The sequence below is a fragment of the Halobacillus sp. ABA4_118 genome (genome assembly GCF_056160205.1).
This window is the reverse complement of record NZ_JBSWWS010000001.1, coordinates 1,632,177-1,648,411: the sequence shown is the minus strand read 5'-3', so window position 1 is coordinate 1,648,411 and position 16,235 is coordinate 1,632,177. Positions and strand designations below refer to the sequence as shown.

General features: G+C 46.3%; 13 protein-coding genes and 1 other annotated feature. All 13 genes read right to left on the bottom strand.

Annotated features, from left to right (window positions below; genetic code table 11):
• Nucleotides 1-19 precede the first annotated feature (19 nt).
• The 13 genes from rpsJ to rplK all read right to left on the bottom strand — a co-directional run bounded on the left by rpsJ (nucleotide 20) and on the right by rplK (nucleotide 16,196).
• Nucleotides 20-328, bottom strand: coding sequence for a 30S ribosomal protein S10 (rpsJ, locus tag ACXAGL_RS08060; RefSeq protein ID WP_027953424.1), 309 nt, complete (start codon nucleotides 326-328; stop codon nucleotides 20-22).
• 371 nt (nucleotides 329-699) lie between these two features.
• Nucleotides 700-1,890 (bottom strand): elongation factor Tu, encoded by a 1,191-nt coding sequence (gene tuf / locus ACXAGL_RS08055; RefSeq protein WP_474970604.1) that lies wholly within the window; start codon nucleotides 1,888-1,890, stop codon nucleotides 700-702.
• Between the two features lie 121 nt (nucleotides 1,891-2,011).
• Nucleotides 2,012-4,090 carry an elongation factor G gene (gene fusA, locus ACXAGL_RS08050; RefSeq protein WP_474970240.1) on the bottom strand — a complete coding sequence of 693 codons (2,079 nt, stop codon included), beginning with the start codon at nucleotides 4,088-4,090 and terminating at the stop codon, nucleotides 2,012-2,014.
• A 42-nt stretch (nucleotides 4,091-4,132) separates the two neighbouring features.
• Entirely contained in the window at nucleotides 4,133-4,603 is a 471-nt protein-coding gene (gene rpsG, locus ACXAGL_RS08045) for a 30S ribosomal protein S7 (RefSeq protein ID WP_474970239.1), read from the bottom strand.
• A 58-nt stretch (nucleotides 4,604-4,661) separates the two neighbouring features.
• Nucleotides 4,662-5,081, bottom strand: a complete 420-nt coding sequence (rpsL, locus tag ACXAGL_RS08040; protein WP_027953428.1) for a 30S ribosomal protein S12 — start codon at nucleotides 5,079-5,081, stop codon at nucleotides 4,662-4,664.
• Nucleotides 5,082-5,173: 92 nt separating this feature from the next.
• Nucleotides 5,174-5,425, bottom strand: coding sequence for a 50S ribosomal protein L7ae-like protein (locus ACXAGL_RS08035; RefSeq protein WP_474970467.1), 252 nt, complete (start codon nucleotides 5,423-5,425; stop codon nucleotides 5,174-5,176).
• 141 nt (nucleotides 5,426-5,566) lie between these two features.
• A complete protein-coding gene (rpoC, locus tag ACXAGL_RS08030; RefSeq protein ID WP_474970238.1) occupies nucleotides 5,567-9,178 on the bottom strand; it encodes a DNA-directed RNA polymerase subunit beta' in 3,612 nt (1,203 codons plus the stop codon).
• 72 nt (nucleotides 9,179-9,250) lie between these two features.
• Nucleotides 9,251-12,778, bottom strand: coding sequence for a DNA-directed RNA polymerase subunit beta (gene rpoB, locus ACXAGL_RS08025; protein WP_474970237.1), 3,528 nt, complete (start codon nucleotides 12,776-12,778; stop codon nucleotides 9,251-9,253).
• Between the two features lie 312 nt (nucleotides 12,779-13,090).
• On the bottom strand, nucleotides 13,091-13,696 hold the full coding sequence (locus tag ACXAGL_RS08020) for a class I SAM-dependent methyltransferase (RefSeq protein WP_474990750.1): 606 nt from the start codon (nucleotides 13,694-13,696) through the stop codon (nucleotides 13,091-13,093).
• Between the two features lie 102 nt (nucleotides 13,697-13,798).
• Nucleotides 13,799-14,164, bottom strand: coding sequence for a 50S ribosomal protein L7/L12 (gene rplL / locus ACXAGL_RS08015; protein ID WP_474970235.1), 366 nt, complete (start codon nucleotides 14,162-14,164; stop codon nucleotides 13,799-13,801).
• A 49-nt stretch (nucleotides 14,165-14,213) separates the two neighbouring features.
• Nucleotides 14,214-14,714: a 50S ribosomal protein L10 gene (gene rplJ / locus ACXAGL_RS08010; protein ID WP_474970466.1), complete on the bottom strand. Its 501-nt coding sequence runs from the start codon at nucleotides 14,712-14,714 to the stop codon at nucleotides 14,214-14,216.
• A 45-nt stretch (nucleotides 14,715-14,759) separates the two neighbouring features.
• Nucleotides 14,760-14,908, bottom strand: a sequence feature (ribosomal protein L10 leader region).
• A 51-nt stretch (nucleotides 14,909-14,959) separates the two neighbouring features.
• A complete protein-coding gene (gene rplA, locus ACXAGL_RS08005; RefSeq protein WP_027953435.1) occupies nucleotides 14,960-15,655 on the bottom strand; it encodes a 50S ribosomal protein L1 in 696 nt (231 codons plus the stop codon).
• A 115-nt stretch (nucleotides 15,656-15,770) separates the two neighbouring features.
• Nucleotides 15,771-16,196 carry a 50S ribosomal protein L11 gene (rplK, locus tag ACXAGL_RS08000; RefSeq protein WP_027953436.1) on the bottom strand — a complete coding sequence of 142 codons (426 nt, stop codon included), beginning with the start codon at nucleotides 16,194-16,196 and terminating at the stop codon, nucleotides 15,771-15,773.
• Nucleotides 16,197-16,235 lie beyond the last annotated feature (39 nt).

Genomic DNA, 16,235 nt, shown 5'->3' with positions numbered 1-16,235 from the left:
CTATTATCTTAACGATATATTATAGTTTAATTTCGATATCCACACCAGATGGTAGATCCAAACGCATTAGTGAATCAACAGTCTGTGGTGTTGGATTAACAATGTCAATCAGACGTTTGTGTGTGCGCATTTCGAACTGCTCACGAGAGTCTTTATACTTGTGAGTCGCACGAAGTACTGTATATACAGAACGCTCAGTTGGAAGCGGGATCGGACCAGATACTTCCGCGCCGGAACGCTTAGCTGTATCAACGATCTTCTCTGCTGACTGATCAAGCACTCTGTGATCATACGCTTTTAAACGAATACGAATTTTTTCTTTTGCCATGATATTCCCTCCTTCTTCGCCCATTTTTAAAATAGACATTCTCCGCGAAAAAACTTGAACACCAGCCATGGCAAAGGGGCCGGGTGTGTCAACAACCTTTCGCTTCATCGCCTTTTATGACCAACATTACTCATTATATAGAATAATTCGGGTCAATGCAAGGAAAATCCATAAATAATTTATCTACGGACACTTTTACTATTATACTGATGTTTGCGGCACATTTCAACCATCTCTTCTATATAAAATCCGATCGATGCACCACGAAAATTCCATAATACATTAAAACAAATTCAGCCGGTTCTTTCAAGTGATAACATAAAAAAAGCAGCAGCCGGATGGCTGCTGCTTCCTATAAAATAAGAGAAATCTTATTTAGTGATTGTAGATACAACGCCTGAACCTACAGTACGTCCACCTTCACGGATGGAGAAACGAGTTCCGTCCTCGATCGCGATTGGAGCGATAAGTTCAACTGTCATTTCAACGTTGTCCCCAGGCATAACCATTTCTACGCCTTCAGGAAGTTGAATAACACCAGTTACGTCCGTTGTACGGAAGTAGAACTGTGGGCGGTAGTTAGAGAAGAATGGAGTGTGACGTCCTCCTTCGTCTTTAGCTAGTACATAAACTTCAGCTTTGAAGTTTGTGTGTGGTGTGATGGAACCAGGCTTAGCTAGTACCTGACCACGGTTGATGTCTTCACGCTTAACACCACGTAGAAGAGCACCAATGTTATCGCCAGCTTCTGCATAGTCAAGAAGCTTACGGAACATTTCAACACCAGTTACGGCAGTCTTGAAGGACTCTTCAGCCATACCGATGATTTCAACTTCGTCACCGACTTTAACTTGACCACGCTCAACACGGCCAGTTGCAACTGTACCACGGCCAGTGATGGAGAATACGTCCTCAACAGGCATCATGAATGGCTTGTCAGTGTCACGGTCTGGAGTTGGGATGTGCTCGTCAACAGCGTCCATAAGGTCATAGATCGCCTGCTCGTATTTCTCTTCACCTTCAAGAGCTTTAAGAGCAGAACCGCTGATTACTGGTACATCGTCACCAGGGAAGTCATATTCAGATAGAAGATCACGAACTTCCATTTCAACTAGCTCAAGAAGCTCTTCGTCGTCTACCATGTCAACTTTGTTCAAGAATACAACGATAGCTGGTACACCTACGTTTTTAGAAAGTAGGATGTGCTCACGAGTTTGTGGCATTGGACCGTCAGCTGCAGATACAACCAAGATCGCGCCGTCCATTTGAGCAGCACCAGTGATCATGTTCTTAACGTAGTCAGCGTGACCTGGGCAGTCAACGTGTGCATAGTGACGAGATTCAGTTTCGTACTCAACGTGTGCAGTGGAGATAGTGATTCCACGCTCACGCTCTTCAGGAGCACCGTCGATCATGTCGTAGGCCATAGCTTCACCAGAACCAGATTTCTTATGAAGTACAGTAGTGATCGCTGCAGTTAGAGTAGTTTTACCGTGGTCAACGTGTCCAATAGTACCAATGTTAACGTGGGACTTGGACCGGTCAAATTTTTCTTTACCCATTGTATATTTCCTCCTTTAGATAAGTAACAATTATTAGTTTAAGATTTATATGCAGCCAAGGAGTGACAAGCACTCCTAAGCTTACATTACAAGTTATACTGTAACTTGTTTAAAAAATCAATTATTGTCCGGAATTTTTCTTGATGATTTCCTCAGAGATGCTCTTCGGAACTTCTTCGTAGTGGTCGAAGTGCATGGTGTAAGTTCCGCGGCCCTGAGTGTTGGAGCGCAACGCTGTTGCGTAACCGAACATTTCAGATAGTGGAACGAATGCTTTAACCACTTGTGCATTACCACGAGTTTCCATACCTTCAACACGTCCACGACGGGAAGTTACGTCACCCATGATATCGCCCATGTATTCCTCAGGAATAACAACTTCTACTTTCATCATTGGTTCAAGTAGAACAGGCTTACACTTGTTTTTAGCCTCTTTAAGTGCCATGGAAGCAGCAACTTTAAAGGCCATTTCGTTGGAGTCGACATCGTGGTAGGAACCATCATAAAGAGTTGCTTTGATGTCTACCATTGGGTAGCCGGCCAATACACCATTCTCCAAGGATTCTTTAATCCCTTGTTCTACAGATGGAATGTATTCACGCGGTACAACACCACCAACAATCTTGTTGACGAATTCGAAACCAGCGCCTTCTTCGTTTGGTTCGAACTCAACCCATACGTGACCGAATTGTCCACGACCACCGGATTGACGTACGAACTTACCTTCCACTTGTGCACTAGCGCGGAATGTTTCGCGGTAGGCAACCTGTGGAGCGCCAATGTTCGCTTCAACTTTGAACTCACGTTTCAGGCGGTCAACGATGATGTCAAGGTGAAGCTCACCCATACCAGCGATGATCGTTTGTCCTGTTTCAACGTTTGTTTCCGTTTGGAACGTTGGATCTTCTTCAGCAAGCTTACCAAGGGCAATGGCCATTTTATCTTGGTCAGCTTTGGATTTAGGCTCGATAGCTACAGAGATTACCGGTTCAGGGAACTCCATAGATTCAAGGATAACAAGGCTCTTCTCATCACATAGAGTGTCACCTGTACCCGTGTCTTTAAGACCTACCGCACCAGCGATATCACCAGCGTATACTGTGGAAATCTCTTCACGGGAGTTTGCGTGCATCTGCAGGATACGACCTACACGCTCACGCTTATCCTTCGTGGAGTTTTTCACGTAAGAACCAGCGGAAAGTGTTCCGGAATATACGCGGAAGAATGTCAGTTTACCTACATAAGGGTCTGTGGCAACTTTGAAAGCCAGACCAGAGAATGGCTCGTTGTCATCAGCCTTACGGACAACATGCTCTTCAGTTTGTGGTACGTGACCTTCAATTGGAGGTACATCCAATGGAGATGGTAGATAATCAATAACACCATCAATTAGAAGTTGTACACCTTTGTTCTTGAAGGCAGACCCACAGAAGACTGGGTAGAAGTCTACAGTTAGAGTAGCTGTACGGATAGCCGTCTTCAGCTGCTCGTTCGTGATTTCTTCCCCTTCCAGATACTGCATCATCAAGTCTTCATCAAGTTCAGCAACAGCTTCTACAAGCTTGCCGCGGTACTCTTCAGCCTGATCTTTGTAGTCATCCGGAATGGCACGTGCTTCTGCACGAGTCCCAAGGTTATCCATGTAGTAGTAGGCTTCCATCGTTACAAGGTCGATGATTCCTTCGAATTCATCTTCTGCACCGATAGGAAGTTGAACAGCTGCGGCATTTGCACCAAGGCGGTCTTTCAATGTGCCAAGGGAGTAAATGAAGTCAGCCCCTACTTTGTCCATTTTGTTAACGAACACGATACGTGGAACACCGTACGTGGTAGCCTGGCGCCAAACAGTTTCTGTTTGAGGCTCAACACCGGATTGGGCGTCAAGAACAGCTACAGATCCATCAAGTACACGCAGGGAACGCTCAACTTCAACAGTGAAGTCTACGTGTCCAGGAGTGTCGATGATGTTAATACGGTGGTCTCTCCACTGAGCAGTCGTAGCGGCGGATGTAATTGTGATTCCGCGCTCCTGTTCCTGCTCCATCCAGTCCATTTGGGAAGCTCCTTCGTGAGTTTCACCAATTTTGTGGATACGTCCTGTGTAGAAAAGAATACGCTCAGTCGCCGTTGTTTTACCAGCGTCGATGTGAGCCATGATCCCGATATTCCGAGTCTTTTCCAAGGAGAACTCTCTAGCCATGAATCTTTCTCCTTCCTGTTTGAACAGTTATTTTTTTGGTGATTACCAACGGTAGTGAGCGAATGCTTTGTTCGCTTCTGCCATTTTGTGCATTTCTTCGCGGCGTTTAACGGAAGCACCAGTGTTGTTCGATGCATCAAGAATTTCGTTAGCAAGGCGCTCTTCCATCGTTTTCTCTCCGCGTAGACGCGCATAGTTTACGATGAAACGAAGACCTAGAGCCTGACGACGTTCCGGACGAACCTCAACTGGTACCTGGTAGTTGGAACCACCCACACGGCGTGCGCGAACCTCCAATACAGGCATAACATTCTTCATTGCTTCGTCGAATGCTTCCATTGCTTCGTTTCCGCTGCGCTCCTGAACAAGTTCAAAAGCTTTATAAAGAATCTTTTGAGCTTTTCCGCGCTGACCGTTCACCATGATTTGGTTGATCAAACGAGTAACAAGCTTAGAGTTATACATTGGATCTGGCAACACATCACGTTTTGCTACTGGACCTTTACGTGGCATATGTTCCCCTCCCTTCTCACAATTGTTTTAGTTTATTTAAGCGATATATTCATATCGTTTATTTTTTAGCTTTTGGCTTTTTGGTACCGTACTTGGAGCGACCTTGCATACGGCCGTCAACACTTGAAGTATCAAGCGCACCACGTACGATGTGGTAACGTACACCTGGCAAGTCTTTAACTTTACCGCCACGGATAAGAACAACACTGTGTTCTTGAAGGTTGTGGCCGATACCAGGGATATAAGCGTTAACCTCAAGCTGGTTAGTCAAACGAACACGTGCATATTTACGAAGTGCAGAGTTCGGTTTCTTCGGTGTCATTGTACCAACACGTGTGCAGACACCACGTTTTTGTGGAGCAGCAAGATCTGTCATACGCTTTTTCATGCTGTTATAGCCTTTGTTCAAAGCTGGAGAGTTCGTCTGCTTTGTCTTGCTCACGCGACCTTTACGTACCAATTGGTTAATAGTTGGCATGGTTGTATCCTCCCTTCATTTTTTAATACCACACATCCAGGTGGTTCATAAAAAGGCAAAAAACAAAGCTTTCGCGTTGAAACGCCAAAACTTTATTGCTTTATCGCCACTGTAGCCGCACCAACGTCAATACCGCATGCATTCCCGAGCTCTTCCATGGAAGGAACCCGTGTATGGGGAATGTTCAGTTGCCGGGCCAGTTCAGCTACTTTAAATGTCATGGACTGATCGGCATCGTCAGCCGTTATGACTTCGTTCACTTCACCATTTTTCATGGCTTTCAGTGTCTGCTTTGTTCCGATAATGATATCGAAACCTGCCTGTGCTACTTTTTCATAAGACATCTTCATATCCTCCAAAGTAACAAGGATAAATGGAAGCACCTTGATAATATTATCACTCACCCAAATGCATGTCAACTGCATTCGGGTGAGATTTTTAGTGCTTCCTTATTTTTTACCCTTTGTTAACATCTACTTCTCTTTTTATGGCTGCGTAACCTCTTCAGGTGTTACCGAAGTTTCGGTCTGCGCACCCTCGGCTTGAGCCTGTATCTTGCGGTAGCGGGTCATGCCCGTACCTGCAGGAACAAGTTTACCGATAATGACGTTCTCTTTCAAGCCAAGCAGCTCGTCGCGCTTGCCTTTAATAGCTGCATCAGTCAGGACACGAGTCGTTTCCTGGAAGGACGCGGCGGACAGGAAGCTGTCTGTTTCAAGAGACGCTTTCGTAATACCCAGGATGACTGGACGGCCGACTGCCGGCTGACCACCTTCCATGAGCACTTTTTGGTTCGCTTCTTTGAATTGGTGAATTTCAAGAAGGGATCCAGGTAGAACATCTGTGTCACCAGAGTCAAGAACACGGACTTTGCGGAGCATTTGACGGACCATAACTTCTACGTGCTTATCAGAAATTTCTACACCCTGCATACGGTATACTTTCTGAACTTCTTTAAGAAGATATTCCTGAACTCCGTCGAGACCTTTGATGGTTAACAGTTCCTTCGGATCGATGGAACCTTCCGTCAACGCATCACCGGACTTCACTTCGTCACCGACACTTACTTTCATACGGGCACCGTATGGAGCAGTATAGGAGCGGGACTCAACCGCGCCCTGGACGACGATCTCCTGTTTCTCTTTCACTTCATTCACTTCGTGGACAGTACCATCGATTTCAGTGATGACAGCCTGACCTTTCGGATTACGAGCTTCCACGATCTCCTGGATACGAGGAAGACCCTGTGTGATATCGTCTCCGGCTACCCCGCCTGTGTGGAAGGTACGCATAGTAAGCTGTGTACCAGGCTCACCGATGGACTGCGCTGCGATGATTCCGACAGCTTCTCCAACTTCAACCTCATCACCAGTGGCAAGGTTGCGGCCATAACATTTCTTACATACGCCGTGCTTCGTATTACAAGTGAAGGCAGTTCGGATGACAACTTCCTTAATACCGGAATCTTCAATCTGTTTCGCAGTATCTTCGGAAATAACTTCATTTCTTTCTGCAAGAACACGACCTGTTTCAGGGTGTTCAATTTTCTGGAACGCTGTACGACCAATGAGACGGTCGATCAGCGGCTCAATGATTTCAGAGCCTTCCTGAAGGGCGGCAACAGTCAAGCCGCGGTCCGTTCCACAATCATCTTCACGGACGATGACATCCTGCGCAACGTCTACAAGACGACGAGTCAGATAACCTGAGTCGGCTGTCTTAAGGGCTGTATCAGCAAGACCTTTACGTGCACCGTGTGTGGAGATGAAGTATTCAAGTACAGTCAGACCTTCACGGAAACTGGACTTGATTGGTAGTTCAATGATACGTCCAGCCGGGTTGGCCATCAGACCACGCATACCAGCGAGCTGCGTAAAGTTAGAGGCGTTACCACGGGCTCCGGAATCACTCATCATGAAGATCGGGTTACGCGGATCAAGGGATTTCATCAGACGGTTCTGAATATCATCCTTGGCTGCTCCCCAGATTTCAATGACGCGGTCATAACGTTCTTCTTCGGTAATTAAACCGCGGCGGAACTGTTTCATGACCTTATCGACTTTCTTCTGACCTTCATCAAGAATTTCCTGTTTCTCTGGAAGTACGACAACGTCGGATACACCGACTGTAATACCGGCCTTCGTAGAGTAAGCAAAACCAAGATCCTTCATACGGTCAAGCATCTTGGACGTTTCACTGATGGAGAAGCGTTTGAACACTTCTGCAATGATGTCTCCAAGAATTCCTTTTTTGAATGGAGCGACTTCGTCGCGCTTCGCAATTTCCGCACGGATATCTGTTCCATTTTCAATAAAGTAATGATCTGGAGTCTTGATCTCCAGGTTTTCTTTTGTTGGTTCATTGATATAAGGGAAAGAACTAGGCAGCATTTCGTTGAAGATCAACTTACCGACCGTAGTCAGAAGAAGCTGCTGGTTCTGTTTTTCTGTGAATGTTTCGTTATTCAAGGAACTCGCCTGAACAGCTACACGTGTGTGCAGGTGGGCATAACCATTCTGGTAAGCCATCAGCGCTTCGTTCAAGTCCTTGAAGAACATACCTTCTCCTATTGCGTTGGTACGCTCAAGAGTGAGGTAGTAGTTACCAAGTACCATATCCTGTGACGGCGTAACAACTGGTTTTCCGTCTTTCGGGTTCAGGATGTTCTGAGCCGCAAGCATCAGAATACGCGCTTCAGCCTGAGCTTCTGAGGATAACGGTACGTGTACAGCCATCTGGTCACCGTCAAAGTCGGCGTTATAAGCCGTACATACGAGCGGGTGCAGACGAATGGCGCGTCCTTCTACAAGCGTCGGTTCGAACGCTTGGATACCAAGACGGTGAAGCGTTGGTGCACGGTTAAGAAGAACCGGGTGCTCTTTAATGACATCCTCAAGAACATCCCAAACTTCATGGTGAACGCGTTCAATCTTACGTTTAGCTGACTTGATGTTGTGTGCAAGTCCGCGGGAAACCAATTCCTTCATAACGAAAGGCTTGAACAACTCCAGAGCCATTTCTTTCGGAAGACCACACTGGTACATCTTCAACGATGGTCCTACAACGATTACGGAACGTCCGGAATAGTCAACACGCTTACCAAGAAGGTTTTGACGGAAACGTCCCTGCTTCCCTTTCAACATGTGGGAAAGAGATTTAAGTGGACGGTTACCAGGACCTGTAACCGGTCGGCCGCGTCGGCCGTTATCGATCAGGGCGTCAACAGCTTCCTGAAGCATACGCTTCTCGTTCTGAACGATAATCGTAGGGGCTCCAAGATCCAATAGACGCTTCAGACGGTTATTACGGTTGATGACACGACGATAAAGGTCGTTCAAATCAGATGTGGCGAAACGTCCACCATCCAGCTGCACCATTGGGCGCAGTTCCGGAGGGATGACAGGAAGAACATCCAGGATCATCCATGAAGGATCGTTACCAGAGTGACGGAAGGACTCCAACACTTCCAGGCGCTTGATCGCACGTGTGCGTCGCTGACCCTGGGCAGTTTTCAATTCTTCCTTCAGTGTGTCTACTTCTCCATCCAAGTCGATGTCGAATAGAAGTTTACGGATGGCTTCCGCTCCCATAGCAGCCTGGAAGCCTTGTCCGAATTTCTCACGGTATGAACGGTACTCTTTTTCAGAAAGCAGCTGCTTCTTCTCAAGAGCTGTCTCGCCTGGATCGGTCACGATGTAAGCGGCGAAGTAAATAACCTCTTCAAGCGCCCTTGGCGACATATCCAATACAAGACCCATACGACTCGGGATACCTTTGAAGTACCAGATGTGAGAGACAGGGGCAGCTAGTTCAAGGTGCCCCATACGCTCACGGCGTACTTTCGCTTTTGTTACTTCAACGCCACAGCGGTCACAAACGACCCCCTTGTAACGGACGCGTTTGTATTTTCCACAGTGACATTCCCAGTCTTTTTGAGGCCCGAAGATACGCTCACAGAAAAGACCGTCTTTCTCTGGTTTCAACGTACGATAGTTGATGGTTTCCGGCTTTTTAACTTCACCATAGGACCAAGAACGAATCTTATCCGGTGAAGCGAGGCCGATTTTCATATACTCAAAGTTGTTAACATCTAGCAAGGGGCCTACCTCCCTTTCAGTATCCAGGTTTTACCCTAAGCTTAGAACACGAGCGACAGCAGTGTTTCTAACTTAATCGTCTAAGTTCAAATTCTCGGATTCTTTGGTTTGCTCTTCCTCAATATCCCGCATCTCAATCTCTTCCTCATCACCGGAGAGAATCTTCACATCCATACCAAGACTTTGAAGTTCCTTGATAAGAACCTTGAAGGATTCCGGCACACCAGGTTCCGGTACGTTGTCACCTTTGACGATGGCTTCGTATGTTTTCACACGGCCAACAACATCATCGGATTTAACCGTCAGGATTTCCTGCAGGGTATAGGCAGCACCATATGCTTCAAGGGCCCATACCTCCATCTCACCGAAACGCTGACCACCGAATTGGGCTTTACCACCAAGTGGCTGCTGGGTAACGAGAGAGTAAGGTCCAGTTGAACGGGCGTGGAGTTTATCATCAACCATGTGTGCCAGTTTGATCATGTACATGACACCGACAGATACACGGTTATCAAACGGATCCCCGGTACGTCCATCATACAGGATCGTTTTCGCATCACGAGCCATGCCTGCTTCCTGTAATGTTTCCCAAACATCTTCCTCGCGGGCACCATCAAAGACCGGGGTGGCAATTCTTTCACCCATCAAACGGGCGGCCATACCCATGTGCAGCTCCAGCACCTGACCGATGTTCATACGAGATGGTACACCAAGTGGGTTCAACATGATGTCAACCGGTGTTCCATCTGGAAGGAACGGCATGTCCTCTTCCGGAAGAATCTTGGAAATAACACCTTTGTTACCGTGACGTCCAGCCATCTTATCCCCTTCAGAAATCTTACGCTTCTGAACGATATAAGCACGGATCAGCTGGTTCACTCCTGGTGGAAGTTCATCTCCGTCTTCACGGTTGAAGATTTTCACATCAAGAACGATACCACCGGCACCGTGAGGAACACGAAGAGACGTATCGCGGACTTCACGAGCCTTTTCACCGAAGATAGCGTGAAGAAGGCGTTCTTCTGCAGACAGTTCTGTTACCCCTTTAGGTGTAACTTTACCGACAAGCAGATCTCCGTCACTGACTTCTGCTCCGACGCGGATAATTCCACGGTCATCCAGGTCACGAAGAGCATCTTCACCGACGTTAGGAATATCACGAGTGATCTCTTCAGGTCCAAGCTTCGTATCACGGGCTTCTGATTCATATTCTTCAATGTGGATGGAAGTGTATACATCGTCTTTAACAAGGCGCTCACTCATAATGATCGCATCCTCGTAGTTGTAACCATCCCATGTCATGAAGGCCACAAGCGGGTTCTGTCCAAGAGCCAGTTCACCCATATCCATGGATGGACCATCAGCTAGGATTTCCCCTTTTGTAACACGGTCACCTTTAGAAACGATTGGACGCTGGTTATAACAGCTTCCCTGGTTGGAACGGATGAATTTCTGAAGACGGTAACGGTCAAGATCTCCCTCAACCTCTTTGCCATCTACTTCAGAAATACGGCGGACGCGGACTTCTTTCGCTTCCACGCGCTCAACAATTCCTTCGTGCTTACAAATAACGGCAGCACCGGAGTCTTTACCAGACACATATTCCATACCAGTACCCACAAGAGGCGCATCCGGCTTCAGCAATGGTACTGCTTGACGCTGCATGTTCGCACCCATAAGGGAACGGTTGGAGTCATCATTCTCAAGGAATGGGATACAAGCTGTCGCAGCAGATACTACCTGCTTCGGAGATACGTCCATGTAGTCAAGGCGGTCACGGGCTACGACCGTGTTTTCCCCGCGGAAACGTGCGATAACTTCTTCATCTGTGAATCCACCGTCATCATCAAGCTTCGCGTTCGCCTGGGCGACCACGTAGTTATCTTCCTCATCGGCAGTCAGGTAGTCGATTTGAGCCGTTACTTTGTTTGTATCCGGGTCGACACGACGGTATGGCGTTTCAATAAATCCGAACTCATTCACTTTCGCATAGGAAGAAAGGGAGTTGATCAGTCCAATGTTTGGACCTTCCGGTGTTTCGATCGGACACATACGCCCGTAGTGGGAATAGTGTACGTCACGAACTTCAAATCCTGCGCGTTCACGAGTTAAACCACCTGGTCCAAGAGCGGATAGACGGCGTTTATGCGTCAATTCCGCAAGCGGGTTGGTCTGGTCCATGAACTGTGAAAGCTGCGAGCTTCCGAAGAACTCTTTAATGGACGCAATCACCGGCCGGATGTTAATCAACTGCTGTGGCGTGATGGACGATGTATCCTGGATGGACATACGCTCACGAACGACACGCTCCATACGGGAAAGACCAATACGGAACTGGTTCTGAAGAAGTTCACCTACAGAACGCAGACGACGGTTACCAAGGTGGTCAATATCGTCTGTACCGCCTACATCATGCAGCAGGTTGAAGAAGTAACTGATAGAAGAAAGAATATCAGCAGGAGTAATGTTCTTCACATCACGGTCAATGTTGGCATTGCCGATAACGTTGATGGAACGCTCCCCTTCCGGGTCAGTTGGATCAACGATTTTCACAGACTGTACTTGGATCGGATCTTCAAGAACGCCTTCAACGGGTTCAAGTGTTTCTTCACTCAATGTACCTTCCTGATCATCGAAGTAAGGGATCAGTTTATTCAGGAGACGGCGGTCAATCTTATCGCCTTTTTCAGCGATGACTTCGCCTGTTTCCTCATCGACCAGCGTTTCCGCCAGTGTCTGATTGAACAAACGGTCCTTAATATGAAGCTTTTTGTTCATTTTATATCGTCCAACGCGCGCTAGGTCGTAGCGTTTTGGATCGAAGAAACGGGAAACCAACAAGCTTTTCGCATTTTCTACTGTAGGCGGCTCACCAGGGCGTAGACGCTCGTAGATTTCAAGCAGCGCTTTCTCTGTAGTCTCCGTATTATCTTTCTCAAGCGTGTTTTTCAAGTATTCGTTGTCGCCGATAAGATCAATGATCTCCTGGTCGGTTCCGAATCCTAAAGCACGCAGCAGAACTGTAATCGGCAGCTTACGCGTACGGTCAATACGTACGTGTACGACATCTTTGGCATCTGTTTCAAATTCCAGCCACGCTCCGCGGTTTGGAATGACGGTTGCCGTATAGCCGCGTTTACCGTTTTTATCTATTTTCTTGTTAAAGTACACGCTTGGAGAGCGGACGAGCTGAGATACAATGACACGCTCAGCACCGTTGATTACGAAGGTACCTGTGTCTGTCATCAATGGGAAGTCACCCATGAAAACTTCCTGCTCTTTTACTTCACCTGTCTCGTTGTTTAGAAGGCGTACTTTCACTCGAAGCGGTGCGTTATATGTTACATCGCGATCCTTTGACTCATCGACTGGATACTTTGGTTCGCCAAGGCTGTAGTCTACGAATTCAAGCGATAGATTACCTGTGAAATCTTCAATCGGGGAAATGTCCTGGAACATTTCCTTCAAACCTTCTTTTAAGAACCAATCGTAAGAAGCGGTTTGGATTTCAATCAGGTTTGGTAATTCCAATACCTCACTGATACGTGCATAACTTCTGCGCTGGCGGTGTCGTCCATACTGAACTAGTTGACCTGTCAACTGATTCACCCCTCAAATCAAGCATTTTAATAACGAAAAAAGGGTCCGGCAAGACATGCCGAACAGGCTTGCGGTTGATCTTGCCACAAGCATATTTAAACATCTGCGGCAATTGCAGATGGTGATTCTTCATTTCTCTCTAACGTTAGACAAAAAAGAAAAAGGCTTTTCATACATTAAAAACCTCATTTACTTTCAGCGTTCGATTTTACCATTCTGACCAGTCCGCAAGTTTTTTATACTATTTTGTAAAAAAGACTTGACAGATATCAGATATATTGGCATTTTTCAATACTAGCACAAGTGGGTTTGCTAGTCAATCTTTTTTGCTTTGAGAATGTAGTAACCTTTCTTTTTCAAAACGACTTCAGATGAACCGAACCATTCATCGAGTTTCTGCTTAGCAGATGGCGCCCCCTGCTTTTTCTGAATCACAACCCACAACTCCCCGCCTGGCAGCAGCGCTTCCGATGCTTCTTCAAACATCGCATGCACAACAGACTTACCGGCACGAATCGGTGGATTGGTTAAAATAGCAGCAAACTTCCTGTCCCGGACACCCTGAAGGCGGTCACTCTCCAGAATGGTTACATTATGAATGTGATTGGCAGCCGCATTTTTTTCCGCCAGATGGAGGGCCCGTTCGTTTACATCCACCATCACAAAACGGCGGTCACTGAAAGTTTTAGCCAGAGACAACCCGATAGGGCCATACCCACATCCAAGATCAAGGATTTCCCCTTCCACTTCAGGGAGTTGAAAGGCATCAATCAAGACCCTTGAGCCGTAATCCACTTCATTTTTGGAAAAGACGGCATGATCTGTTGTGAAAGAAAACGGAAACCCCTTCAATTCAAAGGACCATGTTTTCTCTTCACTAGCTGTTGATGTCTTTTTTGAATAATAATGCTCCGACATATCCGAACACCTTCTCCATTGTCTGAATTTTAGAGAATAAAATGTCTATTAAGAAAAAGAAAGCCCGCCGATATATCAGCGAGCTTTTCTCCAAGGTTTTCCTTACTTAAGTTCGACAGTAGCGCCTGCTTCTTCAAGCTGAGATTTGATCTCTTCAGCTTCTTCTTTAGAAATGCCTTCTTTGATTGCGCTTGGAGCACCATCAACCATTTCTTTAGCGTCTTTAAGACCAGCACCAGTGATTTCGCGTACAGCTTTAACCACTTTGATCTTAGAAGAACCAGCAGATTCTAGTACTACATCAAATTCAGTTTGCTCTTCAGCAGCTTCTGCACCACCGGCAGGAGCACCAGCAGCAACTGGAGCTGCAGCAGATACACCAAATTCTTCTTCAATTGCTTTAACTAGGTCGTTAAGCTCAAGAACAGACATTTCTTTAATCGCTTCGATAATTTGTTCGTTAGACATGAGAAATTTCCTCCTTAGTTTTGTTGGTTTATTTTAAACGAATGCTAACTTACGCACTTTCTTCTTCTTTTTGATCCGCGATTGCTTGTGTAGCATAAGCGAAGTTGCGGATTGGAGCTTGTAGTACGCTTAGGAACATAGATACAAGACCCTCGTAGTTCGGAAGGTTGGCAAGCTCTTGGATTTGCTCAAGAGTTGCGACCTGACCTTCAACTACGCCACCCTTGATTTCAAGATCTTCATGATCTTTAGCGAAGTTGTTCAAGATTTTAGCAGGAGCTACCGCATCATCTGTGTGGAAAGCTATCGCTGTTGGTCCTTGTAACACTTCATCAAGGTCAGATAGTTCAACTTCTGCAGCCGCACGGCGAATCATCGTGTTTTTATGCACTTTGTATTCTACGCCGGCTTCACGAAGCTGATTACGAAGTTCAGTGACTTCAGCTACATCAAGACCGCGGTAATCTACTAATACAGCAGATTTACTGTTGCGGAACTTTTCAGCTAGATCAGATACAATCTGTTTCTTCTGTTCGATAATACCGCTCATCGTTCCACCTCCTATTGACTTTTCATCATACCGTTCGAAGGTTTTCTTAATAAAGAAAAACACCTCCACATAGACATGGAGGTGTTTTTCATAGAGCAGGGCAGATGGCGCTGCTCTATGATATATCACACACCTCGGCAGGACTTTAAGCGGAAAACCGCCCCTGCTGTCTACGGTATAACGTATTCTTTTTATACAACGCTACTTAGTATATAACACTAATAGCGGAAAGTCAACACTTTTTATTACTTCGTGTAAGCAGAAACGTCTACTTTGATTCCAGGACCCATAGTAGATGAAACAGCAGCGTTACGCATGTAAGTTCCCTTAGCAGCCTGCGGCTTCGCTTTAACCAACGCATCTGTAATCGCTGCGAAGTTTTCAGCAAGTTTCTCTTCATCGAAAGAAGATTTACCGATCGGAACGTGGATGTTTGCTGCTTTATCAACGCGGTATTCAACTTTACCAGCCTTGATTTCATTGACAGCTTTTTCAACTTCGAACGTTACCGTGCCGGTTTTAGGGTTTGGCATAAGACCTTTTGGTCCAAGTACACGACCAAGTTTACCAACTTCAGCCATCATGTCTGGAGTTGCAACAACTACATCAAAATCGAACCAGCCTTGGTTGATTTGGTTGATCAGGTCCTGCTCTCCTACGTAGTCTGCACCAGCTGCTTCTGCTTCTTTCGCTTTATCACCTTTAGCGAAAACAAGCACACGCTGGGATTTACCTGTACCGTGTGGAAGCACCATCGCGCCACGGATCTGCTGATCCGCTTTTTTAGGGTCTACACCCAGACGGAAAGCTGCTTCAACAGTTTCATCAAAGTTAGCTTTTGAAGTTTCTTTTACAAGCTTGATCGCTTCTTGTACATCGTAAGCTTTTGTACGGTCAACAAGTTTTTGAAGTTCTTGCTGCTTTTTCGTTTTTTTAGCCATTTCAATTTCCTCCTCTTGTGGTTTTAACGGATTTTCCTCCCACGAATAAAGGTTGCGAAAGAGTCACAAGCTCCATTTCCGCAACCTTCTCCTATCTCCATGTGACGCTGTGGGATTAGTCTTCGATTGTGATTCCCATGCTGCGCGCTGTACCTTCAACCATGCGCATAGCAGCTTCAACGTCAGCCGCATTTAAATCAGGCATTTTTGTTTCTGCGATTTCGCGAACTTGGTCACGTTTAACAGAAGCAACTTTGTTACGGTTTGGCTCACCGGAACCTGATTCGATACCAGCCGCTTTCTTAAGAAGAACAGCAGCAGGTGGAGTTTTAGTAACGAATGTAAATGAACGGTCCTCATATACCGTAATTTCAACCGGAATAATCGTACCCGCCTGTTCCTGTGTACGAGCGTTAAACTCTTTACAGAAACCCATGATATTGATACCTGCTTGACCTAGTGCCGGTCCTACTGGCGGCGCTGGGTTTGCTTTACCCGCAGGGATTTGAAGCTTAACTACGTTAATTACTTTTTTAGCCACGAGACACACCTCCTTAAAGTCCGTGATGTGGTAATAGGG